Here is a 24,315-nt window from a genome sequence, read left to right on the forward strand (position 1 = left end):
GCCGCGTGACACAGAAATCCAGTGCACCCGCGGAATCGGGCTACGCCGTCACCACCGAATTCTTCCGCCTCTTCGGCGGACAACCGCCCCGGCACGGTCCGTACAGGCAGGACCTCCGCCGGACAGCACAACCGGTCGCCGAGCCAGACAGGCCGACGTCCGCTCCAGGGAAGGACCCTTCGTGAGCGACACCACCGATCTGATGGGCGTGACTGCCGACAGCTCTGCTGCCGCGCCCGCCGCGTCCTCTGCGGACGCCTCCGCCGCGCCCGCCGCCGGTGCTTCGGGCTCCCGGCGGCGCCGCGGTACCGGCCTTGACGGCATGGTGCTGGCCGAGCTGCAGCAGGTCGCATCGGGCCTCGGAATCAAGGGCACCGCGCGGATGCGCAAGAGCCAGCTGATCGAGGTCATCAAGGAGGCGCAGTCCGGGGGAGGCAACTCACAGTCCGCCCCCGCGAAGAGCGCCGACGCCGCCGAGACGAAGCCGAAGCGGCGGGCCACCTCGAAGGCCCGCACCGGCGAGGAGGCCGCGGCCGACGCCGCGCCCGCGAAGTCGGGCGGCAAGGCCGACAAGGCCGAGGCGGGCGACGCCAAGGCGAAGAAGGCCACCGCCCAGCAGCAGATCGAGATCCCCGGCCAGGGCGCCAGTGACGAGCAGCCGGCCGGCGAGCGTCGTCGCCGCCGTGCCACGTCCGAGGCGGGCAGCCCCGAGACGGTCACCGCCGAGGCCAAGTCCGACACGCGCCAGGACCGCCAGCAGGACCGTCAGGACAAGCAGGAGCGTCAGGACGGCGGCGACGGCAACAAGGGCGACGGCGGCCAGGACGGCAACCACGAGGGCCGTCGCGACCGCAGGGACCGCCAGGGCGGCCGTGGCGGACGCGACCGTGACGGCGGCCGTGACGGTGGCCGCGACCGCGACCGCCGCGGCGGCAAGGGCGACGACCAGGGTGGAAACAACCAGGGCGGCGGCCGGAACAACCAGCAGGGCGGCGGCGGCCGGAACAACAACCAGCAGGACGACGGCTACGACGACGACGGCGGCGGCCGCCGCGGGCGCCGGGGCCGTTACCGCGACCGCCGTGGGCGTCGCGGGCGCGACGAGGGCTTCGGCAACGAGCCGCAGATCTCCGAGGACGACGTCCTGATCCCCGTCGCGGGCATCCTCGACATCCTCGACAACTACGCCTTCATCCGTACGTCGGGCTACCTGCCGGGTCCCAACGACGTCTACGTCTCCCTGGCCCAGGTCCGCAAGAACGGCCTGCGCAAGGGCGACCACGTCACCGGTGCCGTGCGGCAGCCGAAGGAGGGGGAGCGCCGCGAGAAGTTCAACGCGCTCGTCCGCCTCGACTCGGCGAACGGCATGGCGGCCGAATCCGGCCGCGGGCGCCCGGAGTTCAACAAGCTGACGCCCCTCTACCCGCAGGACCGCCTCCGCCTGGAGACGGACCCGGGCGTGCTGACGACGCGGATCATCGACCTCGTCGCGCCGATCGGCAAGGGCCAGCGCGGTCTGATCGTGGCCCCGCCGAAGACCGGCAAGACCATGATCCTGCAGTCGATCGCCAACGCGATCACGGTGAACAACCCCGAGTGCCACCTGATGGTCGTCCTCGTAGACGAGCGTCCGGAAGAGGTCACCGACATGCAGCGGTCGGTGAAGGGCGAGGTCATCTCCTCGACCTTCGACCGTCCGGCCGAGGACCACACCACGGTCGCCGAGCTCGCCATCGAGCGCGCCAAGCGCCTCGTGGAGCTGGGTCACGACGTCGTCGTGCTGCTCGACTCGATCACCCGCCTGGGCCGTGCGTACAACCTCGCGGCGCCGGCCTCCGGACGCATCCTGTCCGGTGGTGTCGACTCGACCGCCCTGTACCCGCCGAAGCGCTTCTTCGGTGCGGCCCGCAACATCGAGGACGGCGGCTCGCTGACCATCCTCGCCACCGCCCTGGTGGACACCGGGTCCCGCATGGACGAGGTCATCTTCGAGGAGTTCAAGGGCACCGGCAACGCCGAGCTCAAGCTCGACCGCAAGCTCGCCGACAAGCGCATCTTCCCGGCGGTGGACGTGGACGCGTCCGGTACCCGTAAGGAAGAGATCCTGCTCGGCAGCGACGAGCTGGCGATCACCTGGAAGCTGCGTCGCGTGCTGCACGCGCTCGACCAGCAGCAGGCGATCGAGCTGCTGCTCGACAAGATGAAGCAGACGAAGTCCAACGCGGAGTTCCTGCTGCAGATCCAGAAGACGACGCCGACGCCGGGCAACGGCAACGACTGACGCTTCACCCGGATCCAGGGGCTGGGCCCCGCCGCTTCGCGCGGCGGGGCCCAGCCCTTTTCCGTGGCCCGCACGGCCTGTCCGGGACGTTTCGGGGCACTCGTCGGCCGGAGACCTTCACCACACGTATAAGGATCTGTGCCCTCTGTGAAGCATGCGGCACATGGGCGTGAAAGTGCAGGTGAGAGGGTTGCGGGTCGTTGGCCCCGCTACATACGGTCGCTCCTCCGTCCCAGAATGCGCACACGTGTTTGTGCAACCCTTCTTGGCGGTCCGCCGTCACACCGAGTGAACGAAGAAGCGGACGCAAGGATCAGAAGCAGACGAACCTGCGAGGAGTTATGCCGGACCGTGACAGCAAGCCCGGCCGCCACCGCGGCGGCAAGGGCAGCCGCCGCAAGGCGCGCAGTGGGCGCAGCAAGGCGCTGCGTATCGCGGCGTGGAGCGCCGCGGGCGTCGTCGTCCTCGGTGGCACCGGCTTGGGGTACGTCTACTTCCAGCTCAACGGCAACATCAAGAGCGTCGACATCAACTCGCAGCTCGGCACCGACCGTCCGCAGAACGTGGACAACGGCTCCGAGGACATCCTCGTCCTCGGCTCCGACACCAGGGCGGGCGCCAACGAGAAGGTCGGCGGCGGCGCCGACGAGGGCTCCGCACGCTCCGACACCGCGATGGTCGTGCACGTCTACAAGGGCCACAAGAAGGCGAGCATCGTCTCCATCCCCAGGGACACGCTCATCGACCGGCCCTCGTGCACCGACAAGGACGGGAACGAGTACCCGGCGCAGAACGAGGTCATGTTCAACTCCGCGTACTCGACGGGCGGCGCGGCCTGCGCCGTGAAGACCGTCGAGTCCCTGAGCGGAATCCGCATGGACCACTACGTCGAGGTCGACTTCAGCGGCTTCCAGCGGCTGATCGACGACCTCGGGGGCGTCAAGGTCACCACCACGAAGGCGATCAACGACCCGGACAGCCATCTGAACCTCGACGCCGGCACGCACACGCTCAGTGGCGAGCAGTCCCTCGGCCTCGTCCGCACCCGGCACGGCGTCGGCGACGGCAGCGACCTGGGCCGCATCCAGCTCCAGCAGGCGTTCATGAAGGCCCTGATGGACCAGATCAAGAGCGTCGGCGTCTTCACCAGCCCGAGCAAGCTGTACGCACTCGCGAACACCGCCACCAAGACGGTGACCACGGACTCGCAGCTGGCCTCGGTCAAGGACCTGACCTCGTTCGCGAGCGGGCTCAAGGGCATCGGCTCCGGCGACATGAACATGGTGACGCTGCCGGTGAAGTACGACCCGAACGACGCCAACCGCGTGCTGCTCGACGAGACCAACGCGGACAAGGTCTGGAAGGCCCTCGAGCACGACAAGCCGGTCCCGAAGTCGGCCACGAAGGACTCCGCCAAGGGCTCCGCCGACAGCGTCGTGAAGTAGCCGAGACCCCCTCCGGGAGGGCCGGGAATACTTCCGGACCCTCCTCGGTTTTGGGGGATACGGCCTGTCCTGGCAGACTGGTACGTCGGCCCCGGTTCACGCTCCCGCATCCCGCGTCAGCGACCCGGCGCCCTCCATGAACCTAGGAGACACCTTGAAGCGCGACATCCACCCCGAGTACGTCGAGACGCAGGTCTCTTGCACCTGCGGCGCGTCGTTCACCACCCGTAGCACCATCTCGTCCGGCACCGTCCGTGCCGAGGTCTGCTCCGAGTGCCACCCGTTCTACACGGGCAAGCAGAAGATCCTCGACACCGGTGGCCGTGTGGCCCGCTTCGAGGCCCGCTTCGGCAAGGCTGCCGCTGCCAAGAAGTAGCGAAGCTCCAGCGCCGGTCCACGGTGCCCCTGTTTCGGCGGGGGCACGGGGACCGGCGCTTTGCGGTGCAGCCCCCTTTCGAACCCGTAACTGCAGGAGCCGGAGATGTTCGAGGCCGTCGAGGAACTGATCGGTGAGCACGCCGATCTGGAGCAGAAGCTCGCGGACCCCTCGGTCCACGCCGACCAGGCGAACGCGCGCAAGCTCAACAAGCGCTATGCCGAGCTGACCCCGATCGTCACCACGTACCGCTCCTGGAAGCAGACCGGGGACGACATCGAGACGGCGAAGGAGTTCGCCGCCGACGACCCGGACTTCGCGGCCGAGGTCAAGGACCTCGAGCAGCAGCGCGAGGAGATCACCGAGAAGCTGCGGCTCCTCCTGGTCCCGCGCGACCCGTCCGACGACAAGGACGTGATCCTCGAGATCAAGGCCGGCGCCGGCGGTGACGAGTCCGCGCTGTTCGCGGGCGACTTGCTGCGCATGTACCTGCGCTACGCGGAGCGCATCGGCTGGAAGACCGAGATCATCGACTCCACCGAGTCCGAGCTGGGCGGCTACAAGGACGTCCAGGTCGCCGTGAAGACCAAGGGCGGGAACGGCGCGACCGAGCCCGGCCAGGGTGTCTGGGCCCGCCTCAAGTACGAGGGCGGCGTGCACCGCGTGCAGCGGGTGCCGTCGACCGAGTCGCAGGGCCGCATCCACACCTCCGCCGCCGGCGTGCTCGTCACGCCCGAGGCCGAGGAGGTCGACGTCGAGATCCACGCGAACGATCTGCGCATCGACGTGTACCGCTCCTCGGGCCCCGGCGGGCAGTCCGTCAACACGACCGACTCCGCCGTCCGGATCACGCACATCCCCACCGGCGTCGTGGCTTCCTGCCAGAACGAGAAGTCCCAGCTGCAGAACAAGGAGCAGGCGATGCGTATCCTGCGCTCCAGGCTCCTCGCAGCGGCACAGGAGGAGGCGGAGAAGGAAGCCGCCGACGCCCGTCGCAGCCAGGTCCGCACCGTCGACCGCTCCGAGAAGATCCGTACGTACAACTTCCCGGAGAACCGCATCTCGGACCACCGTGTCGGCTTCAAGGCCTACAACCTGGACCAGGTGCTCGACGGCGACCTCGACTCCGTGATCCAGGCGTGCGTCGACGCGGACTCGGCCGCCAAGCTCGCCGCCGCGTAACACCGCACAGCCCGCCCCGTACGACAGCTCAGCCCGGAGGATCAGCGTGCAGCAACATTTTGGGGGGCGACCCCCAAACCCCCGCAGCGTGCTGCTCGCGGAAGTGGCCCAGGCCACGCAGCGGCTCGCCGACGCCGGCGTGCCCTCGCCGCGCAATGACGCGGAGGAGCTCGCCGCCTTCGTGCACGGGGTCAAGCGGGGCGAGCTGCACACCGTCAAGGACGTGGACTTCGACGCCCGGTACTGGGAGGCGACCGCGCGCCGCGAGGCCCGCGAACCGCTCCAGCACATCACCGGGCACGCCTACTTCCGCTATCTGGAGCTCCAGGTCGGCCCCGGCGTCTTCGTGCCGCGCCCGGAGACCGAGTCGGTCGTCGGCTGGGCCATAGACGCCGTGCGCGCGATGGACGTCGTCGAGCCGCTGATCGTCGATCTGTGCTCGGGATCCGGCGCCATCGCGCTCGCGCTCGCCCAGGAGGTCCCGCGCTCGCGCGTGCACGCCGTGGAGCTGTCCGAGGACGCGCTCAAATGGACGCGCAAGAACGTCGAGGGGTCCAGGGTCGACCTGCGCCAGGGCGACGCCCTGACGGCCTTCCCCGACCTCGACGGCCAGGTCGACCTGGTGATCTCGAACCCGCCGTACATCCCGCTCACCGAGTGGGAGTACGTGGCGCCCGAGGCCCGCGACTACGACCCGGACCTCGCCCTCTTCTCCGGCGAGGACGGCCTCGACCTCATCCGCGGCATCGAGCGCACCGCCCACCGCCTCCTTCGCCCCGGCGGCATCGTCGTCATCGAACACGCGGACACGCAGGGCGGCCAGGTGCCGTGGATCTTCACCGAGGAGCGGGGCTGGGCGGACGCCGCCGACCACCCCGACCTCAACAACCGCCCCAGGTTCGCGACGGCCCGCAAGGCGCTGCCGTGACCGACGCGTTGTCCTTCGAGTTTGACGAATTCGTGCAGTACGCAGAGCAGGAGGCCCGCTAGATGGCACGGCGTTACGACACCAACGACGCAGTCGACCGCGCTACCGGCCTGCGTGAAGCCGCCTCCGCAGTCCGCCGCGGCGAGCTGGTCGTGCTGCCCACCGACACCGTGTACGGCATCGGTGCGGACGCCTTCACGCCCGAGGCGGTCGGTGACCTCCTGGAGGCGAAGGGCCGCGGGCGCACCATGCCGACGCCGGTCGTCATCCCCTCGCCGAACACGCTGCACGGGCTGGTCACGGACTTCTCCGAGATGGCCTGGGAACTGGTCGACGCGTTCTGGCCGGGCGGCCTGACCCTCGTCGCCAAGCAGCAGCCGTCGCTGCAGTGGGACCTCGGCAACACCCGCGGCACCGTCGCGATCCGGATGCCGCTGCACCCCGTCGCCATCGAACTGCTCACCGAGGTCGGCCCGATGGCGCTGTCCTCGGCCAACCTGACGGGGCACCCGGCCCCCGAGGACTGCGACGCCGCGCAGGAGATGCTCGGCGACTCCGTCTCCGTCTACCTCGACGGGGGGCCGACGCCCGGCAACATCCCGTCCTCCATCGTCGACGTCACCGGCAAGGTCCCGGTCCTGCTGCGCGAGGGCGCGCTGACCGCGGACGAGCTGCGCAAGGTCGTACCCGACCTCGAGGTGGCGAATTGACAGCCCCTGAGACGGGGCGTGGCATAGGCAACGGGTACGTACGCACGCCGGCACTCCCCGGCGACACCTTCCGCATCCTCCACGTCAGCACCGGCAATGTGTGCCGCTCGCCGATCACCGAGCGGCTGACCAGGCATGCCCTCGCGGACCGGCTCGGCGCGCCGCTCGCCGGCGGGCTCGTCGTGGAGAGCGCGGGCACCTGGGGCCACGAGGGCGCACCCATGGAGGCCAATGCGGAAACGGTCCTGGCCGACTTCGGCGCGGACGCCTCCGGCTTCGTGGGCCGCGAGCTCCTGGACGACCACGTCATAAGGGCCGACCTGGTCCTGACCGCGACCCGTGACCACCGCGCACAGGTCATCTCCATGGGCCACAGCGCGGGCCTGCGCACGTTCACGCTGAAGGAGTTCACGCGGCTCGTGCAGGCCATAGACCCGGCCACGCTCCCGGACCCCGTGGAGTCCGGCGTGGTGGAGCGCGCCCGCTCCCTGGTCCGCGCGGCGGCCGCGCTGCGCGGGTGGCTGCTGGCCCCCTCGATGGAAGCGGACGAGGTCTACGACCCGTACGGCGCACCCCTCCCGTTCTTCCAGTCGGTGGGCGGCGAGATCCAGGAGGCCCTGGACCCGGTGGTTACGGCCCTGACGGGCGTCACCAAGTAGCTCCGGCTGGTGGGGGACAAATCAAGCCCCGCCGGCGATTGAGGCGCGGGGTCCGGGGCGGAGCCCCGTGACGTCGACGCCGGGCGGCCGCAACCGCGCGGATCTACATTGGAAGGCACCCACCTCCCCGACGCGAGGCCCCGGAGCCGACCATGCCGGTGATGACAGAACCCGCAGCCACAGCATCGCTTGCGCGGCAAGACCCCGAACTGGCCGAGATCCTCCTCGGGGAGGCCGCCCGCCAGGCGGACTCCCTCCAGCTCATCGCCGCGGAGAACTTCACGTCGCCCGCGGTCCTCGCCGCCCTCGGCTCCCCGCTCGCCAACAAGTACGCGGAGGGCTACCCCGGCGCCCGCCACCACGGCGGCTGCGAACTCGTCGACGTCGCCGAACGCCTCGCCATCGACCGCGCGAAGGCCCTCTTCGGCGCCGAACACGTCAACGTACAGGCGCACAGCGGCTCTTCGGCCGTGCTCGCCGCGTACGCCGTCCTGCTGAAGCCCGGCGACACCGTCCTCGCGATGGGCCTGCCGTCCGGCGGCCACCTCACGCACGGTTCCCCGGCCAACTTCTCGGGCCGCTGGTTCGACTTCGTCCCGTACGGCGTCGACGCGGAGAGCGGGCTCATCGACTACGAGCAGGTCCGCGCGGCGGCCCGCGCCCACCGCCCCAAGGCGATCGTGTGTGGCTCGATCTCGTACCCCCGGCACATCGACTACGCCGCCTTCCGGGAGATCGCCGACGACGTCGGCGCCCACCTCATCGCCGACGCCGCGCACCCCATCGGCCTGGTCGCCGGGGGAGCGGCCCCGAACCCGGTCCCGTACGCCGACATCGTCTGCGCCACCACGCACAAGGTGCTGCGCGGCCCCCGCGGCGGCATGCTGCTGTGCTCCGCCGAGCTCGCGGACCGCGTCGACCGGGCCGTCTTCCCCTTCACCCAGGGCGGCGCCCAGATGCACACGATCGCCGCGAAGGCCGTCGCCTTCGGCGAGGCGGCAAGGCCTGCCTTCACCGCGTACGCCCATCAGGTCGTCGCCAACGCGCGGCTGCTCGCGGGGGCTCTCGAGGCGGAGGGCCTCGGCGTCACCACCGGCGGCACCGACACCCATCTGCTCACCCTCGACCCGGCCCCGCTCGGCGTGGAAGGCGCGGTGGCGCGCGGCCGGCTGGCCTCCGCGGGCATGATCCTCGACACATGCGCGCTGCCCCACGAGGGCGGCCGCGGCCTGCGCCTGGGCACCGCCGCCGTCACCACACAGGGCATGGGTGAAGGAGAGGTGGCCCGCATCGCGGTGCTCCTGTCGGGTGTCGTACGCGACGTTCTCGACGTCCGCACGGTCCGGGAAGAGGTGCGCGAACTGGCCGGAAGATTCCCCCCGTACCCCGCCTAGAACGGGGTACAAGCCCACCGAGACACCCCCTGCGCCGCACCAGGTACGTCTCTGGAACCGTCACCCGTGCAACCATCGTCGCTACCCGGAAGTCCCCAACCCTAAGCACGCGAGACTAGGGTGTGGGGCTGAGATGGCCAGCGATACCTGTGGGGAAGCCCGTGCGTGAATACCTGCTGACGCTCTGCATCACGGCCGCGGTGACCTATCTGCTCACAGGCCCGGTGCGGAAGTTCGCGATCGTGGCCGGCGCCATGCCGGAGATCCGTGCACGTGACGTGCACCGGGAGCCCACGCCGCGGCTCGGCGGTATCGCCATGTTCTTCGGCCTGTGCGCGGGCCTGCTCGTCGCCGATCACCTGACCAACCTGGACAAGGTCTTCGAGTCCTCGAACGAACCGCGGGCGCTGCTCTCGGGAGCGGCCCTGATCTGGCTGATCGGCGTCCTGGACGACAAGTTCGAGATCGACGCCCTCATCAAGCTCGGCGGCCAGATGATCGCCGCGGGCGTGATGGTCATGCAGGGTCTGACGATCCTGTGGCTGCCGATCCCGGGTGTGGGGACCGTGTCCCTGACCCAGTGGCAGGGCACGCTGCTCACCGTCGCGCTCGTGGTGATCACCATCAACGCCGTGAACTTCGTCGACGGTCTCGACGGCCTCGCGGCGGGCATGGTGTGCATCGCCGCCGCGGCGTTCTTCCTGTACGCGTACCGGATCTGGTACGGCTACGGCATCGAGTCCGCGGCCCCGGCCACGCTGTTCGCGGCGATCCTGATGGGCATGTGTCTGGGCTTTCTGCCGCACAACATCCATCCGGCGAGAATCTTCATGGGCGACTCGGGCTCCATGCTCATCGGCCTGGTCCTGGCGGCCGGCGCGATCTCCATCACCGGGCAGGTCGACCCGGACGCGCTCAAGCTCAACCTCGGCGGCTCCACCCGCGACACCACGCACGCGATGCTGCCCGTCTTCATCCCGCTGCTGATGCCGCTGACGATCATCGCGATCCCGTTCGCCGACCTCGTCCTCGCGATCGTGCGCCGCACCTGGAACGGGCAGTCGCCGTTCGCCGCGGACCGCGGGCATCTGCATCACCGGCTCCTGGAGATCGGCCACTCGCACTCCCGCGCGGTGCTGATCATGTACTTCTGGTCGGGCCTTATCGCCTTCGGCGCGGTCGCCTACTCGGTGCACTCCGCGTCGGGGATGTGGGTCATGCTCACGATCGTCGCGCTGAGCTTCGTCGGGCTCGTCATGCTGCTGCTGCCGCGCTTCACGCCGCACGCGCCGCGCTGGGCCCAGCACTTGGTGCCGCCGCGCTACCGGCGCCCTGCCGAGTCCGCGGCGGCGGCCGGGGCCTCCGGGGACACCGAGGACTCCGAAGGCGAACCGGACCGCAGCAGGATCCCGGCGGGGGTCAACGGGGCGACGGCGATCGGCGCCCGTTCGCGCTTCACGGATCGGCGTAAGGCCGGAACGTCGCGTTGACGTGGCGACACCGGTGCCCGAAATGAGCCCAATACCAGACATGTTGACCCTGTGCGTGCACAGACGCGCAGGATCCCCCTCACGTGTGACGGTTGGCACACCTTCTAGGTAAAGACCGCATCAAATAGTTTGTGATACCGTTCACGAAGCCGGGGGAAGGACCGAAAGGCCGTAGTGCGACGGTCATTTGGCCCGAATCGGACTGCTGAATCCCCGGACTACGCTCGTCCATGACGACACCTGCCCCACACCAGTAAGCGGAGTTGCCGCCATGCCGTCCAATGACGCACGGACCCTTCTTCACACCGTCGTACCCACCGTCGCCGCAGGCGTGATTGCCGCGGTGATCAGTGGTGTGGTTGCGGGGGGCAAGGGGGCCATCGGTGCGCTGGTCGGTGCTCTTGTGGTGATCGTGTTCATGGGCCTCGGGCAGGTCGTGCTGATCCGCACGGCAAAATCGCTTCCGCAGCTGTTCCAGGCGATGGGGCTGATGCTCTACGTCGCCCAGCTGCTGCTGCTCATGATCTTCGTGGCCATTTTCAAGGACACGACTCTCTTCAATCCCAAGACCTTCGCCGTCTCTCTGGTCGTCTCGACTGTCGTGTGGATGGCGGCCCAGGCCCGCGCGCACATGAAGGCCAAGGTTTTCTATATCGATCCCGAGGCGGCGCCCGGTTCCAAGGGGACCGGGACCAGTGAGAAAGCCGAGAAGACCGGGTCGTCATCGTGAGAGGTAGGGCCGGGATAAACGCCCGTTCGTCGGGCTGCTATCGTCCGGTGCCAACTGCGGCATCGCCGGCGCGGGCACGAGAGCTGACGCCTGCACGATCGCGAGGCTCACTGCCTGCCCGCCGCCCCCACGCCCGAAACACCAGACCGGTGCCGATCCGCGGCTGCACGCCGCACCGACACAACGAGGTTGCCGTACTTATGCGTCACGCCGAAGGAGCCCGCGGTGAGTGCTGACACGACCCAGCTCGCCTTTGACTGGAGTTGTCGGATCATGGCCGACAACGGGTGTGGCTTCCCCTCGCCGGGTCTTCACTCCTTCTTGTTCGAACCGATTGCCGACTTCGGCTGGTTCTACTTCAACAAGGTGATGCTGCTCGCCCTGCTCACCACGATCGTCATCTGCGTGTTCTTCTTCTTCGCGTTCGGCCGCTCGAAGGTCGTCCCCGGGAAGATGCAGATGATCGGTGAGGCCGGCTACGACTTCGTGCGCCGCAACATCGTCTACGAGACGCTGGGCAAGAAGGAGGGCGAGAAGTACGTCCCCCTCATGGTCTCGATGTTCTTCTTCATCTGGATCATGAACGTCTGGTCGGTCGTCCCGCTGGCCCAGTTCCCGGTCTCCTCGGTCATCGCGTACCCGATCGTCCTCGCGGTGATCGTGTACCTGATCTGGGTGCCGCTGACCTTCAAGCGCCATGGCTTCGTGGGTGGTTGGAAGAACGTCACCGGCTACGACGCGTCGCTCGGCCCGATCAAGTGGCTGGTCTCGTTCATCGAGTTCTTCTCGAACCTGCTGGTCCGCCCGTTCACACACGCGGTGCGACTCTTCGCGAACATGTTCGCGGGTCACCTGATGCTGGTGATGTTCACCGTCGCCTCCTGGTACCTGCTGAACAGCTGGATGATCCCGGCCGCGGGCGTCTCGTTCATCATGACGATGGCGATGATCCTCTTCGAGCTTTTCGTTCAGGCCGTCCAGGCGTACGTCTTCGTCCTCCTGGCCTGCACGTACATTCAGGGCGCTCTCGCCGAGCACCACTGAGCCCCACCCCGCCCAACCACCCCAGGTCGTCCGGTGGACAACCCCCACCGGTTCGTAAAGAAAAGGAAGTAACGGCATGTCCGCGTCCATCGAACTCGCCGCTGGCGTCTCCGGCTCCCTCGGTTCCATCGGTTACGGTCTCGCCGCGATCGGCCCCGGCATCGGCGTCGGCATCGTCTTCGGCAACGGCACCCAGGCGCTGGCCCGCCAGCCCGAGGCTGCCGGCCTGATCCGCGCCAACCAGATCCTGGGCTTCGCCTTCTGTGAGGCGCTCGCCCTCATCGGCATCGTTATGCCGTTCGTGTTCGGTAAGTAATCACCTCTTACTGACACGTTTCGACGAAAGGCACTGATGTGATCGCCAACCTGGTTGCACTCGCGGCCGAGGAGGAGCAGAGCCCGCTCGTCCCGCCCGGTCCCGAGCTGCTCATTGGCACCCTTGCCTTCGCCATCGTCTTCTTCGTCTTCGCCAAGAAGCTCCTTCCGCGCATCAACAAGACGCTGGAAGAGCGCCACGCGCAGATCGAAGGTGGCATCGAGAAGGCTGAGGCCCTCCAGACCGAGGCCCAGAGCGTGCTCGAGCAGTACAAGGCTCAGCTCGCCGAGGCCCGGCACGAGGCCGCGCGGCTGCGCCAGGAGGCGCAGGAGCAGGGTGCCTCGCTCATCGCCGAGATGCGTGCGGAAGGCCAGCGGCAGCGTGAGGAAATCATCGCCGCCGGTCACTCGCAGATCGAGGCCGACCGCAAGGCCGCCGCTCAGGCGCTGCGTCAGGACGTGGGCCTGCTGGCCACCGACCTGGCCGGCAAGCTGGTCGGCGAGTCCCTCGAGGACTCCGCCCGGCAGTCGCGCACGATCGACCGCTTCCTCGACGAGCTCGAAGAGAAGGCAGAGGCTGCACGATGACCGCCCACGGAGCGAGCCGCGAGGCCCTGGCCGCCGCGCGTGAGCGTCTGGACGCGCTGACCGACAACACCTCGGTCGACGCCAAGGCGCTCGCCGGCGACCTGGCCTCGGTGACCGCGCTGCTCGACCGCGAGGTCAGCCTGCGGCGGGTCCTGACCGACCCGGCGCAGGCCGGTGAGGCCAAGGCCGAGCTCGCGAGCCGCCTGCTCGGCGGCCAGATCAGCGGCGAGGCCGCCGATCTGGTGTCGGGCCTGGTCCGCTCCCGGTGGTCGGCCTCCCGCGACCTGGTCGACTCCCTCGAGGAGCTGGCCAACACCGCGGACCTGACCGCGGCGCAGAAGAACGGTGACCTCGACGACGTCGAGGACGAGCTGTTCCGGTTCGACCGGATCGTCTCCTCCAACACCGAGCTGCGCGCCGCGCTCACCGACAAGTCGGCCTCGGCCTCGGCCAAGGCCGAGCTCGTGAAGCGGCTGCTCGACGGTCGGGCCAAGCCCACCACCGAGCGGATCGTCGCGCGTCTTGTGACCGCGCCGCGTGGACGTAGCCTGGAAGCGGGACTCGAGTCCCTCTCCAAGCTCGCCGCGGAGCGTCGCGAGCGCATGGTGGCGGTCGTCACCACGGCGGTCCCGCTGAGCGACGCGCAGAAGCGGCGCCTGGGTGCGTCCCTCGCGAAGCTCTACGGCCGCGAGATGCACCTGAACCTGGACGTGGACCCCGAGGTCCTCGGCGGGATCAAGGTGCAGGTGGGCGACGAGGTCATCAACGGCTCCATCGCGGACCGCATCGAGGAGGCCGGCCGCCGCATGGCGAGCTGACCGCAACAAGCGCAACACGTACGACTACGGCCCTAGTTGGGCCGTGCAGAGGATTCCTGGGGGCTGACCCCAGACCCCCCAAGAACACTTCGGGCCCAACAAGGAGAGCAGGGAACCCAGATGGCGGAGCTCACGATCCGGCCGGAGGAGATCCGGGACGCGCTGGAGAACTTTGTCCAGGCGTACAAGCCGGACGCGGCCTCGCGCGAGGAGGTCGGTACGGTCACCCTTGCCGGCGACGGCATCGCGAAGGTCGAGGGTCTCCCCTCGGCCATGGCCAACGAACTGCTGAAGTTCGAGGACGGCACGCTCGGCCTCGCGCTCAACCTGGAAGAGCGCGAGATCGGCGCCATCGTCCTCGGTGAGTTCAGCGGCGTCGAGGAGGGCCAGCCGGTCACGCGTACCGGTGAGGTCCTGTCCGTCGGTGTCGGCGAGGGCTACCTCGGCCGCGTCGTCGACCCGCTCGGCAACCCGATCGACGGTCTCGGCGAGATCGAGACCACCGGTCGCCGCGCCCTTGAGCTGCAGGCCCCCACGGTCATGCAGCGCAAGTCGGTGCACGAGCCGATGGAGACGGGCTACAAGGCCGTCGACGCGATGACCCCCGTCGGCCGTGGCCAGCGTCAGCTGGTCATCGGTGACCGCCAGACCGGCAAGACCGCCCTGGCTGTCGACACGATCATCAACCAGCGCGACAACTGGCGCACCGGCGACCCGTCGAAGCAGGTCCGCTGCATCTACGTCGCCATCGGTCAGAAGGGTTCGACCATCGCCTCCGTGCGTGGCGCCCTCGAAGAGGCCGGCGCGCTGGAGTACACGACCATCGTCGCCGCCCCGGCGTCCGACCCGGCCGGCTTCAAGTACCTGGCGCCGTACACCGGCTCGGCCATCGGCCAGCAGTGGATGTACGAGGGCAAGCACGTCCTCATCATCTTCGACGACCTCTCGAAGCAGGCCGACGCCTACCGCGCCGTGTCCCTGCTGCTCCGCCGCCCGCCGGGGCGCGAGGCCTACCCGGGTGACGTCTTCTACGTGCACTCCCGTCTGCTCGAGCGCTGCGCGAAGCTCTCGGACGAGATGGGCGCCGGCTCGATGACGGGTCTCCCGATCGTCGAGACGAAGGCGAACGACGTGTCGGCGTTCATTCCGACCAACGTCATCTCCATCACCGACGGTCAGTGCTTCCTGGAGTCCGACCTGTTCAACGCCGGCCAGCGTCCGGCCCTGAACGTCGGTATCTCGGTCTCGCGTGTGGGTGGTTCCGCCCAGCACAAGGCCATGAAGCAGGTCTCCGGCCGACTGCGTCTGGACCTGGCCCAGTACCGCGAGCTGGAGGCGTTCGCCGCCTTCGGTTCCGACCTGGACGCCGCGTCGAAGTCGCAGCTGGAGCGCGGTCAGCGTCTGGTCGAGCTGCTGAAGCAGGCTCAGTACCAGCCGATGGCCACCGAGGACCAGGTCGTCTCCGTCTGGGCCGGTACCAACGGCAAGATGGACGAGGTGCCGGTCGCCGACATCCGCCGCTTCGAGAAGGAGCTCCTGGAGCACCTGCACCGCAAGGAGCAGGGCCTCATGACCTCCATCAAGGAGGGCGGGAAGATGTCGAACGACACCATCCAGGCCATCGACGACGCCGTCGCCGAGTTCAAGAAGCAGTTCGAGACCTCGGACGGGAAGCTTCTCGGCGAGGACGCTCCGGCCGCCGCCGGCAAGTGACGACGGAAGGGACCTGACTCATGGGAGCCCAGCTCCGGGTCTACAAGCGTCGCATCCGATCCGTCACCGCGACCAAGAAGATCACCAAGGCGATGGAGATGATCGCCGCCTCGCGCGTCGTCAAGGCGCAGCGCAAGGTGGCGGCCTCCACGCCCTACGCGACCGAGCTCACGCGCGCGGTCACGGCGGTGGGGACGGGGTCGACCACAAAGCACCCGCTGACGACCGAGCCCGAGACGGCGACCCGCTCCGCGGTGCTGCTGCTCACGAGCGACCGCGGTCTGGCCGGTGCCTTCAACTCGAACGCGATCAAGGCCGCGGAGCAGCTCACCGAGCGGCTCCAGGCCGAGGGCAAGGAGGTCGACACGTACATCGTCGGCCGCCGTGGTCTCGCGCACTACAACTTCCGCGAGCGCAAGGTCGTGGAGTCGTGGGCGGGCTTCACGGACGAGCCCACGTACGCGGACGCCAAGAAGGTCGCGGCCCCGCTGATCGAGGCCATCGAGAAGGAGACGGCGGAGGGCGGCGTGGACGAGCTCCACATCGTCTACACCGAGTTCGTCTCGATGATGACGCAGACGGCCATCGACGGCCGGCTGCTGCCGCTCAGCCTCGAGGAGGTGGCGGAGGAGTCGAAGGCGTCCGGTAAGGGCGACGAGATCCTTCCGCTGTACGACTTCGAGCCGTCGGCGGAGGACGTCCTCGACGCCCTGCTGCCGCGCTACGTCGAGAGCCGGATCTACAACGCGATGCTCCAGTCGGCTGCCTCCAAGCACGCCGCCACGCGCCGCGCGATGAAGTCGGCGACCGACAACGCGGGAGAGCTGATCAACAACCTCTCCCGTCTTGCCAACGCGGCCCGCCAGGCCGAAATCACCCAGGAAATCAGCGAGATCGTCGGTGGCGCGAGCGCCCTGGCCGACGCGACCGCGGGGAGTGACAAGTAATGACCACCACTGTTGAGACGGCCACGGCGACGGGCCGCGTCGCGCGGGTCATCGGCCCGGTCGTCGACGTGGAGTTCCCCGTCGACGCGATGCCGGACATCTACAACGCCCTGCACGTCGAGGTCAACGACCCGGCGCAGGACGGCGCGAAGAAGACCCTGACGCTCGAGGTCGCGCAGCACCTCGGTGACGGCCTGGTCCGCGCGATCTCCATGCAGCCCACCGACGGCCTGGTCCGCCAGGCCCCGGTCGTGAACACCGGCGCCTCCATCACGGTGCCCGTCGGCGACTTCACCAAGGGCAAGGTGTTCAACACCCTCGGCGAGGTCCTGAACGTCGACGAGGAGTACACGGGCGAGCGCTGGGGCATCCACCGCAAGGCTCCGAACTTCGACGAGCTCGAGTCGAAGACCGAGATGTTCGAGACCGGCATCAAGGTCGTCGACCTTCTCACCCCGTACGTCAAGGGTGGAAAGATCGGCCTCTTCGGCGGTGCCGGCGTCGGCAAGACGGTGCTCATCCAGGAGATGATCTACCGCGTCGCCAACAACCACGACGGTGTCTCCGTGTTCGCCGGTGTCGGCGAGCGCACCCGTGAGGGCAACGACCTCATCGAGGAGATGGCCGAGTCCGGCGTCATCGACAAGACCGCGCTGGTCTTCGGTCAGATGGACGAGCCGCCGGGCACCCGTCTGCGCGTGGCCCTCGCGGGTCTGACGATGGCGGAGTACTTCCGCGACGTCCAGAAGCAGGACGTGCTGTTCTTCATCGACAACATCTTCCGCTTCACGCAGGCCGGTTCCGAGGTCTCGACCCTGCTGGGTCGCATGCCCTCGGCCGTGGGTTACCAGCCGAACCTCGCCGACGAGATGGGTCTCCTCCAGGAGCGCATCACCTCGACGCGTGGTCACTCGATCACGTCCATGCAGGCCATTTACGTGCCCGCGGACGACCTGACCGACCCGGCCCCGGCGACCACGTTCGCCCACCTCGACGCGACGACGGTGCTTTCCCGTCCGATCTCCGAGAAGGGCATCTACCCGGCCGTGGACCCGCTGGACTCCACGTCCCGCATCCTGGACCCCCGCTACATCGCGGCGGACCACTACAACACCGCCATGCGCGTCAAGACGGTGCTGCAGAAGTACAAGGACCTCCAGGACATCATCGCGATCCTCGGCATCGACGAGCTCGGCGAGGAGGACAAGCTCACCGTCCACCGCGCCCGTCGCGTGGAGCGCTTCCTGTCCCAGAACACCCACGTCGCCAAGCAGTTCACCGGCGTCGACGGGTCGGACGTCCCGCTGGACGAGTCGATCACCGCGTTCAACGCGATCATCGACGGTGAGTACGACCACTTCCCGGAGCAGGCGTTCTTCCTGTGCGGTGGCATTGAGGACCTCAAGGCCAACGCCAAGGAGCTCGGCGTCTCCTGAGCCCCGTGCTCGTAGGGAGGGTCGGGGGTATGTCCCGGCCCTCCCGTCACGCCCACTAGACTTTGAACCGACACCCGGCAGCGAGTGCCGCCGGGTGGTGACCCGAGGAGCCCACCTTGGCTGCTGAGCTGCACGTCGAGCTCGTCGCCGCGGACCGCAGTGTCTGGTCCGGCGAGGCCACCCTGGTCGTCGCGCGTACCACGTCCGGCGACATCGGCGTCATGCCCGGTCACCAGCCGCTGCTCGGTGTGCTGGAGTCGGGACCCGTGACGATCCGTACGACGGACGGGGGGACGATCGTGGCGGCTGTCCACGGCGGTTTCATCTCGTTCGCCGACAACAAGCTGTCCCTGCTGGCCGAGATCGCCGAGCTTTCGGACGAGATCGACGCCCAGCGGGCGGAGCGGGCGCTGGAGCGCGCGAAGTCGGACGCGGACGCGTCCGCCGAGCGTCGTGCCGACGTGCGACTCCGTACGGTGGCGGCGCGCTGAATCCAGCGAGCCACATGATGTACCTCAGCCGCGGCCCAGGCCGGAGATAATCTCCGGACCGGGTCGCGGCTGAGGCGATCTACAACTGTTTTGCTGTTCCGTTATCGGTCGAGAAGCGAGGAGGTCGGTGTAGATGGTCCTCGTTCTTGTGCTGTGCGTAGTCGCGGTCGTCGTGCTCGTGGTGGTGGGACTTGTCGCCTTCGGAGTGCGACGGCGGCTCATCCAGCGCTCCGGCGGTACGTTCGACTGTTCGCTGCGGTGGGACGCGCCGGCGCCCGAGGCGGCGGATGCCTCCGGCAAGGGGTGGGGCTACGGGATCGCCCGTTACAACGGTGACCGGGTGGAGTGGTTCCGCGTCTTCTCGTACGCGCCGCGTCCGAAGCGGATTCTGGAGCGGGCGGCGATCGAGGTCACCGGGCGCCGTGCTCCCGAGGGCGAGGAGGAGCTGGCGCTCCTCTCGGATGCCATTGTCCTCGCGTGTACGCACCGCGGGACCCGCCTCGAACTGGCCATGAGCGAGGACGCGCTGACCGGCTTCCTCGCGTGGCTGGAGGCGGCGCCTCCGGGCCAGCGGGTCAACGTGGCGTAGCAGGCATGGAGAAGCCGGGCCGACGGGGGGCGTTCCCGTGGGCCCGGCTTCGGTATGCGGGGGTTACTTCAGGCCGGAGTTGATGGCCGTGACGAGTTCGCCGTTCGCGGTGTCGCCGGAGAACTCCCAGAAGAAGGCGCCGCCCAGGCCCTGGGACTTGGCCCAGCTCATCTTCGAGCCGATCGTCGCCGGGGTGTCGTAGGACCACCAGTCCGAGCCGCAGTGCGCGTACGCCGTCCCGGCCACCGTGCCGTTCGACGGGCACTTGGTCTTGAGGACCTTGTAGTCCTCGATGCCCTGCTCGTACGTGCCGGCGGCGGGACCGGTCGCGGTGCCGCCCGGCTCCTTCTGCGTGACACCGGTCCAGCCGCGGCCGTAGAAGCCGATGCCGAGCAGGAGCTTGGAGGCCGGTACGCCCTGCGCCTTCAACTTGGCGATGGCGTCGGCGGAGTTGAAGCCCTGCTGCGGGATGCCGGAGTACGAGGTGAGCGGGGAGTGCGGGGCGGTCGGGCCCTTGGCCTCCCAGGCGCCGAAGAAGTCGTAGGTCATGACGTTGTACCAGTCCATGGACTGTGCGGCACCGGCGTAGTCCTGCTTGTCGATCTTGCCGCCGGACGAGCCGTCGGCGGTGATCGCGGCCGTCACCAGATTCTGCGAGCCGAACTTCGAACGCAGCGCCGTCGAGAGCTTCTTGAGGGCGTCCTGGCCGGAGGTGTCACAGGTCAGGCCGCAGGCGTTCGGGTACTCCCAGTCGATGTCGATGCCGTCGAAGACATCGGCCCAGCGCGGGTCCTCGACCAGCTTGTAGCAGGAGTCGGCGAACGCGGCCGGGTTCTTCGCGGCCTCACCGAAGCCGCCGGACCAGGTCCAGCCGCCGAAGGACCAGAGGATCTTGAGGTTCGGGTGCTTGGCCTTCAACTGGCGCAGCTGGTTGAAGGCGCCGCGCAGCGGCTGGTCCCAGGTGTCGGCCTGCCCGGAGACGGAGTTGGCTGCCGTGTACGCCATGTCCGTGTCGGCGTAGGCGTCGCCCATGGTGCACTTGCCGCCCTGGACGTTGCCGAAGGCGTAGTTGATGTGCGTGACCTTGGCGGCCGAGCCGGAGGTCTCCAGGTTCTTCGGGTAGTACTGGCGGCCGTAGACGCCCCAGTCGGTGAAGTAGCCCAGGTTGACCTTGTCGCCGGTGCCGGGGCCCGGGTCGGTGCCGCCGCCGGTGGTGTGCACCTTCACGGAGCCGGAGACCGGTCCCGTCTGGTCGGCGGTGTCGCGGGCCTGCACCGTGTACGAGTAGTCGGTGCCGGCGCTCAGCCCGGTGTCGGTGTACGAGGTGCCGGTCACCGTCGCGACCTTGGAGCCGTCGCGCAGCACGTCGTAGTTCTTGACGCCCTTGTCGTCGGTGGCGGCCGACCAGGACAGCTTGGCGGAGGTGTCGGTGATGCCTGAGGCGGTCGGGGTGCCGGGCGCGGAGGGTGCCGCGTCGCCGGGGACGTCGCCGCCGTCGCAGGAGGCGCCGTTGAGCTTGCAGCCCGTGGGGGCGCCGGAGCCGGTGCCGTTGAAGCCGAAGGAGACCGAGGCGCCGGGGGCGAGCGTCCCGTTCCAGGAGAGGTTCTTGGCGGTCCAGTGGTCGGCGGAGTTGGTGACGGTCGCGTCCCAGGCCGAGGTGACCTTCGTACCGGACGGGAAGTCCCACTGGACGTTCCACGAACTCACGGTCGTGGTGCCGGAGTTCTTGATGGTCCACTTGCCCTCGAAGCCGCTGCCCCAGTCCTGGGTCTTGGCGTACGTGGCGGTGACGGTGGTGGCCTCGGCGGCGGCGTGGGAGGGGGTGGCGAGGCCGACGAGGGCGGCGGCGGGCAGGACGAGGGTCGCGAGTGCCGCGGTCGTTCTGTGCCGAAGTCTGTGTCTGGGTACGTCAGTCGGGTGCATCGGGTGCTCCTCGGGAGGTCCGGGGTCCGTAATGGGGGTGGAACCCTGCGACGCCCATGAGCACCGGAGTGGGGGGTGTGCTCACCGCAGTGCGGCGAGAATAGAAAGGTCTGGACCAGCGGTCAAGGTCTAAACCAATCACGGCTTTCGGCCAACTTCGCGCGCCAGCACGGCCGCCTGCACCCGGCTGCGCAGGTTCAACTTGGCGAGCAGGCGGCTGACATGGGTCTTCACCGTGGCCTCCGCCATGTCGAGCCGGTCCGCGATCTCCGCGTTGGACAGGCCGTCGCCGAGCCGGTCGAGCACCTCCCGCTCCCGGCGGGTGAGCGTCTCCAACTCCGGTGGCAGGTCGGCCGGTTCGCCCTCGGAGGGCCGCGCGAACTCGGCGATCAGGCGGCGGGTGACCGCCGGCGCGATCAGGCCCTCGCCCCGGGCGACCGTGCGGACGGCCTCCAGGAGGTCCCGCGCGTCGGTGTTCTTGAGCAGGAACCCGGACGCCCCCGCCCGCAGCGCCCCGAAGACGTACGCGTCGAGGTCGAAGGTGGTCAGGACCAGTACGTCGGCGAGCCCCTCCCCGACGACCGCTCGGGTGGCCGAAACCCCGTCGAGCCGCGGCATCTGGACATCCATGAGGACCAGATCGGGCCGCAGCTCGCGGGCCAGTTCGAGCGCCTGCTCGCCGTCCGCCGCCTCACCCACGACCTCGATGTCGGCCGCGCTGTTCAGGATGAGGACGAGCCCGGCCCGTACGGCGGACTGGTCCTCGGCGACGAGTACGCGGATCACTCGGTGACTCCTTCCAGGGGGAGGCGGGCGCACACCCGCCAGACCGTGCCGCCCGGGGCGTCGGGCCCCGCCTCGAACGTGCCGCCCAGGAGCGCCGCCCGCTCCCGCATCCCGACGAGCCCGGCTCCGGAGCCCGGCGCGCGCGGCCCGCCGTCCCGCTTCCCGAGCGGGCTGTCGACCCGCACCTCGACACACGCGTCCGTGCGGTCGACGGCCATCGTGACGCGGCCGGGACCCGCGTGCTTGAGCGCGTTCGTGAGGGATTCCTGGACGATGCGGTAGGCGGCGAGCTCGACCGGCGCGGGCAGCCCGGTGAGGCCGCCGGAGACGGTCAGGCCGACGTCGAGCCCGTTCGCGCGGGACTGCTCGACGAGTGTGCCCAGACCCGCAAGGGTGGGCGCGGCGACCGGCTCTTCGTCCTCGCCCGCGTCGCGCAGGATGCCGATGAGGCGGCGCATCTCGGCGAGGCCCTCCACGCTGTTCTCGCGGATCGTCCGCAGCGCCGTACGGGTGGTGTCCCGGTCGTCGAGGGACAGCGCGGCCGTGGAGTGGATGGCGATCGCCGAGAGGTGGTTCGCCACCATGTCGTGCAGCTCGCGGGCCATCCGCGCACGCTCCGCCGTCACCGCCTGCGTCCGGTCCATCTCGGCGAGCAGCGCCGTCTGCTCCGCCCGCAGCCGCTCCGTCTGCGCCGCCTCGCGGTGCCCGCGCACCAGCAGTCCTGTGGCGGCGGGGCCGAACGAGACGAGGCCGGTCGCGACGCCGATCAGGATCGCCTCCGGCTGCCGCAGCCAGGCGACGAAGCCGAGCGTGACGGCGACCGTCACCAGGCCGGTGCTGACGGGGAGGCGGCGGGCCTGGGCCGGGGTCCCGTACAGCGCGGCCGCGTACATCAGGTCCGTGTACATGAGCACCGTCGCCAGGCTGCCCTGGGTGAACTGGTCGGCGATCAGCACCAGCGTGCCGGTGACGACGGCGAACCGGGGCCGGGTGCGGCGCAGCAGTTCGAGCGCCGCCATCGCGACGAGCGGCACGAGCAGCCACGAACCGTCGAAGAGCCGCCCCGTGTTCATGCCGAGCCCGAAGCCCCACAGCGCGAGCCCGCCGAGCAGCCCGCCGACGGCGATGCGCACGTCGTCGCGGTGCGGGCGGGGGAGAGCGGGGGCCTGCATGACTCCATCCAACACGGCCGGGGCGGTCCTGCCATGGTGCGACGGGACGAGCCGGGGCCGCACGGCACTACATCGAAGGATGCAGTCCCACTTCGTCATGTACGACGACGATCACGCGCCGCGCGACAGGGAGCCTGGAAACAGGGGAACGAGAGGAGCCCACCGTGATCGTCACACTGATCGTCGTCTGCGAGGTCGCCTTCTGGGTGCTCCTCGCCGCGGGCCTCGCCCTGCGCTACTGGGCGAGGATGCCGCGCGCGAGCGTGGCCGTGCTGCTGTGCGAGCCGCTCCTCGAGGTTTTGCTGCTCGTGGTCACGGCCATCGACCTCAAGAACGGCGCCGAACCCGACTGGAAGCACGGCCTGGCCGCCGTCTACATCGGCTACTCGATCGCCCTCGGCCACTACACGATCACGTGGGTCGACGTCCGCGTCGCCCATCGCTTCGCGGGCGGCCCGCCGCCGTCGACCCCCAAGTACGGGGTGCCGCGCGCGATCCACGAGTGGAAGCTGGCCGCGCGCTGGATCCTCGCCGCGCTCATCGCGATGGGCCTGCTGCAGGGCGCGATCTGGTACGTGGGCGAGGCCGGGGCGACCGAATCCCTCACGCAGTGGCAGCAGCGCATGCTCTTCCTGATCGCGATCAACGTGATCATCGCGCTGAGCTACACGGTCTTCCCGAAGAAGGCGCCGGCGGTCACGACCAACAAGGGGTGACTAACGCTCGCCGCCCGGCACCCACAGCACGTCTCCGACCTCCTTGTTCGCGATGCGGGCCAGGATGAACAGGAGGTCGGAGAGGCGGTTCAGGTACGTCGCCGTGAGCGGGTTCATCGTCTCGCCGTGGGCCTCCATCGCCGCCCACGTCGAGCGCTCCGCGCGGCGGACGACCGTGCACGCCTGGTGCAGGAGCGCGGCGCCCGCGGTGCCGCCGGGGAGGATGAAGGAGCGGAGCTTCTCCAGCTGCTCGTTGAAGTGGTCGCAGTCCGCCTCCAGCTTGTCGATGTAGAACTGCTCGACGCGCAGCGGCGGGAACTCGGGGTTCTCGACGACGGGGGTCGACAGGTCGGCGCCGACGTCGAAGAGGTCGTTCTGGACCCGCGTGAGCACCTTCACGACCCCCTCCTCCAGGCCGCCGAGGGCGATCGCCGTGCCGATCACCGCGTTCGCCTCGTTGGCGTCCGCGTACGCCGAGATCCGCAGATCGGTCTTGGCGGTGCGGCTCATGTCGCCGAGGGCGGTGCTGCCCTTGTCTCCGGTACGGGTGTAGATGCGCGTCAGATTGACCATGCGACCAGC

At 69.1% G+C, this 24,315-nt stretch carries 24 protein-coding genes; 20 read left to right on the top strand and 4 right to left on the bottom strand.

The window, feature by feature from the left end; all coding sequences use genetic code 11:
• Positions 1–181: 181 nt before the first annotated feature.
• The 19 genes from rho to ACZ7L4_RS24460 all read left to right on the top strand — a co-directional run bounded on the left by rho (position 182) and on the right by ACZ7L4_RS24460 (position 19,136).
• A complete protein-coding gene (gene rho, locus ACZ7L4_RS24370; protein ID WP_472105471.1) occupies positions 182–2,281 on the top strand; it encodes a transcription termination factor Rho in 2,100 nt (699 codons plus the stop codon).
• A gap of 341 nt (positions 2,282–2,622) precedes the next feature.
• Entirely contained in the window at positions 2,623–3,726 is a 1,104-nt protein-coding gene (locus ACZ7L4_RS24375; RefSeq protein ID WP_472105473.1) for an LCP family protein, read from the top strand.
• A gap of 154 nt (positions 3,727–3,880) precedes the next feature.
• Complete coding sequence (rpmE, locus tag ACZ7L4_RS24380; protein ID WP_010984345.1) at positions 3,881–4,102, top strand: 50S ribosomal protein L31; 222 nt, start codon at positions 3,881–3,883, stop codon at positions 4,100–4,102.
• 105 nt (positions 4,103–4,207) lie between these two features.
• Positions 4,208–5,284, top strand: coding sequence for a peptide chain release factor 1 (prfA, locus tag ACZ7L4_RS24385; protein ID WP_450815367.1), 1,077 nt, complete (start codon positions 4,208–4,210; stop codon positions 5,282–5,284).
• Between the two features lie 88 nt (positions 5,285–5,372).
• The gene (prmC, locus tag ACZ7L4_RS24390) at positions 5,373–6,212 is read left to right on the top strand and encodes a peptide chain release factor N(5)-glutamine methyltransferase (RefSeq protein WP_422409832.1); all 840 of its coding nucleotides are present in this window, start codon (positions 5,373–5,375) and stop codon (positions 6,210–6,212) included.
• A gap of 62 nt (positions 6,213–6,274) precedes the next feature.
• A complete protein-coding gene (locus ACZ7L4_RS24395) occupies positions 6,275–6,922 on the top strand; it encodes an L-threonylcarbamoyladenylate synthase (RefSeq protein ID WP_450815369.1) in 648 nt (215 codons plus the stop codon).
• On the top strand, positions 6,919–7,581 hold the full coding sequence (locus ACZ7L4_RS24400; protein WP_472105476.1) for an arsenate reductase/protein-tyrosine-phosphatase family protein: 663 nt from the start codon (positions 6,919–6,921) through the stop codon (positions 7,579–7,581). Before ACZ7L4_RS24395 ends, ACZ7L4_RS24400 begins: the two co-directional genes overlap by 4 nt.
• Positions 7,582–7,733: 152 nt before the next feature.
• Positions 7,734–8,975, top strand: coding sequence for a serine hydroxymethyltransferase (locus tag ACZ7L4_RS24405; protein WP_472105478.1), 1,242 nt, complete (start codon positions 7,734–7,736; stop codon positions 8,973–8,975).
• Between the two features lie 161 nt (positions 8,976–9,136).
• Positions 9,137–10,465 carry an MraY family glycosyltransferase gene (locus ACZ7L4_RS24410; protein ID WP_472105480.1) on the top strand — a complete coding sequence of 443 codons (1,329 nt, stop codon included), beginning with the start codon at positions 9,137–9,139 and terminating at the stop codon, positions 10,463–10,465.
• 271 nt (positions 10,466–10,736) lie between these two features.
• On the top strand, positions 10,737–11,195 hold the full coding sequence (locus ACZ7L4_RS24415; RefSeq protein WP_472105482.1) for a hypothetical protein: 459 nt from the start codon (positions 10,737–10,739) through the stop codon (positions 11,193–11,195).
• Between the two features lie 273 nt (positions 11,196–11,468).
• On the top strand, positions 11,469–12,239 hold the full coding sequence (atpB, locus tag ACZ7L4_RS24420; protein ID WP_422411635.1) for a F0F1 ATP synthase subunit A: 771 nt from the start codon (positions 11,469–11,471) through the stop codon (positions 12,237–12,239).
• A 76-nt stretch (positions 12,240–12,315) separates the two neighbouring features.
• Positions 12,316–12,555, top strand: a complete 240-nt coding sequence (gene atpE / locus ACZ7L4_RS24425) for an ATP synthase F0 subunit C (RefSeq protein ID WP_356373946.1) — start codon at positions 12,316–12,318, stop codon at positions 12,553–12,555.
• A gap of 38 nt (positions 12,556–12,593) precedes the next feature.
• On the top strand, positions 12,594–13,142 hold the full coding sequence (locus ACZ7L4_RS24430; protein ID WP_399231754.1) for a F0F1 ATP synthase subunit B: 549 nt from the start codon (positions 12,594–12,596) through the stop codon (positions 13,140–13,142).
• Entirely contained in the window at positions 13,139–13,960 is an 822-nt protein-coding gene (locus ACZ7L4_RS24435) for a F0F1 ATP synthase subunit delta (protein WP_450815374.1), read from the top strand. Before ACZ7L4_RS24430 ends, ACZ7L4_RS24435 begins: the two co-directional genes overlap by 4 nt.
• Before the next feature lie 120 nt (positions 13,961–14,080).
• Entirely contained in the window at positions 14,081–15,673 is a 1,593-nt protein-coding gene (gene atpA / locus ACZ7L4_RS24440; RefSeq protein WP_472105485.1) for a F0F1 ATP synthase subunit alpha, read from the top strand.
• Positions 15,674–15,693: 20 nt separating this feature from the next.
• The gene (locus ACZ7L4_RS24445) at positions 15,694–16,620 is read left to right on the top strand and encodes a F0F1 ATP synthase subunit gamma (RefSeq protein ID WP_450815377.1); all 927 of its coding nucleotides are present in this window, start codon (positions 15,694–15,696) and stop codon (positions 16,618–16,620) included.
• On the top strand, positions 16,620–18,056 hold the full coding sequence (gene atpD, locus ACZ7L4_RS24450; protein ID WP_450815379.1) for a F0F1 ATP synthase subunit beta: 1,437 nt from the start codon (positions 16,620–16,622) through the stop codon (positions 18,054–18,056). Before ACZ7L4_RS24445 ends, atpD begins: the two co-directional genes overlap by 1 nt.
• A 116-nt stretch (positions 18,057–18,172) precedes the next feature.
• Positions 18,173–18,547 carry a F0F1 ATP synthase subunit epsilon gene (locus tag ACZ7L4_RS24455; RefSeq protein WP_385762538.1) on the top strand — a complete coding sequence of 125 codons (375 nt, stop codon included), beginning with the start codon at positions 18,173–18,175 and terminating at the stop codon, positions 18,545–18,547.
• Between the two features lie 133 nt (positions 18,548–18,680).
• Positions 18,681–19,136 carry a DUF2550 domain-containing protein gene (locus ACZ7L4_RS24460; RefSeq protein WP_385762540.1) on the top strand — a complete coding sequence of 152 codons (456 nt, stop codon included), beginning with the start codon at positions 18,681–18,683 and terminating at the stop codon, positions 19,134–19,136.
• 63 nt (positions 19,137–19,199) lie between these two features.
• On the opposite strand, the gene ACZ7L4_RS24465 is transcribed toward ACZ7L4_RS24460, so the two are convergent.
• The 3 genes from ACZ7L4_RS24465 to ACZ7L4_RS24475 all read right to left on the bottom strand — a co-directional run bounded on the left by ACZ7L4_RS24465 (position 19,200) and on the right by ACZ7L4_RS24475 (position 23,017).
• On the bottom strand, positions 19,200–21,059 hold the full coding sequence (locus tag ACZ7L4_RS24465) for a glycosyl hydrolase family 18 protein (RefSeq protein WP_472105489.1): 1,860 nt from the start codon (positions 21,057–21,059) through the stop codon (positions 19,200–19,202).
• Positions 21,060–21,197: 138 nt separating this feature from the next.
• The gene (locus ACZ7L4_RS24470) at positions 21,198–21,845 is read right to left on the bottom strand and encodes a response regulator (protein ID WP_472105491.1); all 648 of its coding nucleotides are present in this window, start codon (positions 21,843–21,845) and stop codon (positions 21,198–21,200) included.
• A complete protein-coding gene (locus ACZ7L4_RS24475) occupies positions 21,842–23,017 on the bottom strand; it encodes a sensor histidine kinase (RefSeq protein WP_472105493.1) in 1,176 nt (391 codons plus the stop codon). Before ACZ7L4_RS24475 ends, ACZ7L4_RS24470 begins: the two co-directional genes overlap by 4 nt.
• A 164-nt stretch (positions 23,018–23,181) precedes the next feature.
• Here ACZ7L4_RS24475 and ACZ7L4_RS24480 point away from each other — a divergent pair, with 164 nt between their 5' ends.
• Positions 23,182–23,733 (top strand): hypothetical protein, encoded by a 552-nt coding sequence (locus ACZ7L4_RS24480; RefSeq protein ID WP_472105495.1) that lies wholly within the window; start codon positions 23,182–23,184, stop codon positions 23,731–23,733.
• Here the strand turns inward: ACZ7L4_RS24480 and ACZ7L4_RS24485 are convergent, their stop codons facing one another.
• On the bottom strand, positions 23,734–24,306 hold the full coding sequence (locus ACZ7L4_RS24485) for a cob(I)yrinic acid a,c-diamide adenosyltransferase (RefSeq protein WP_472105497.1): 573 nt from the start codon (positions 24,304–24,306) through the stop codon (positions 23,734–23,736).
• Positions 24,307–24,315: the final 9 nt, after the last annotated feature.

The organism is Streptomyces sp. NPDC107575 (assembly GCF_055657265.1).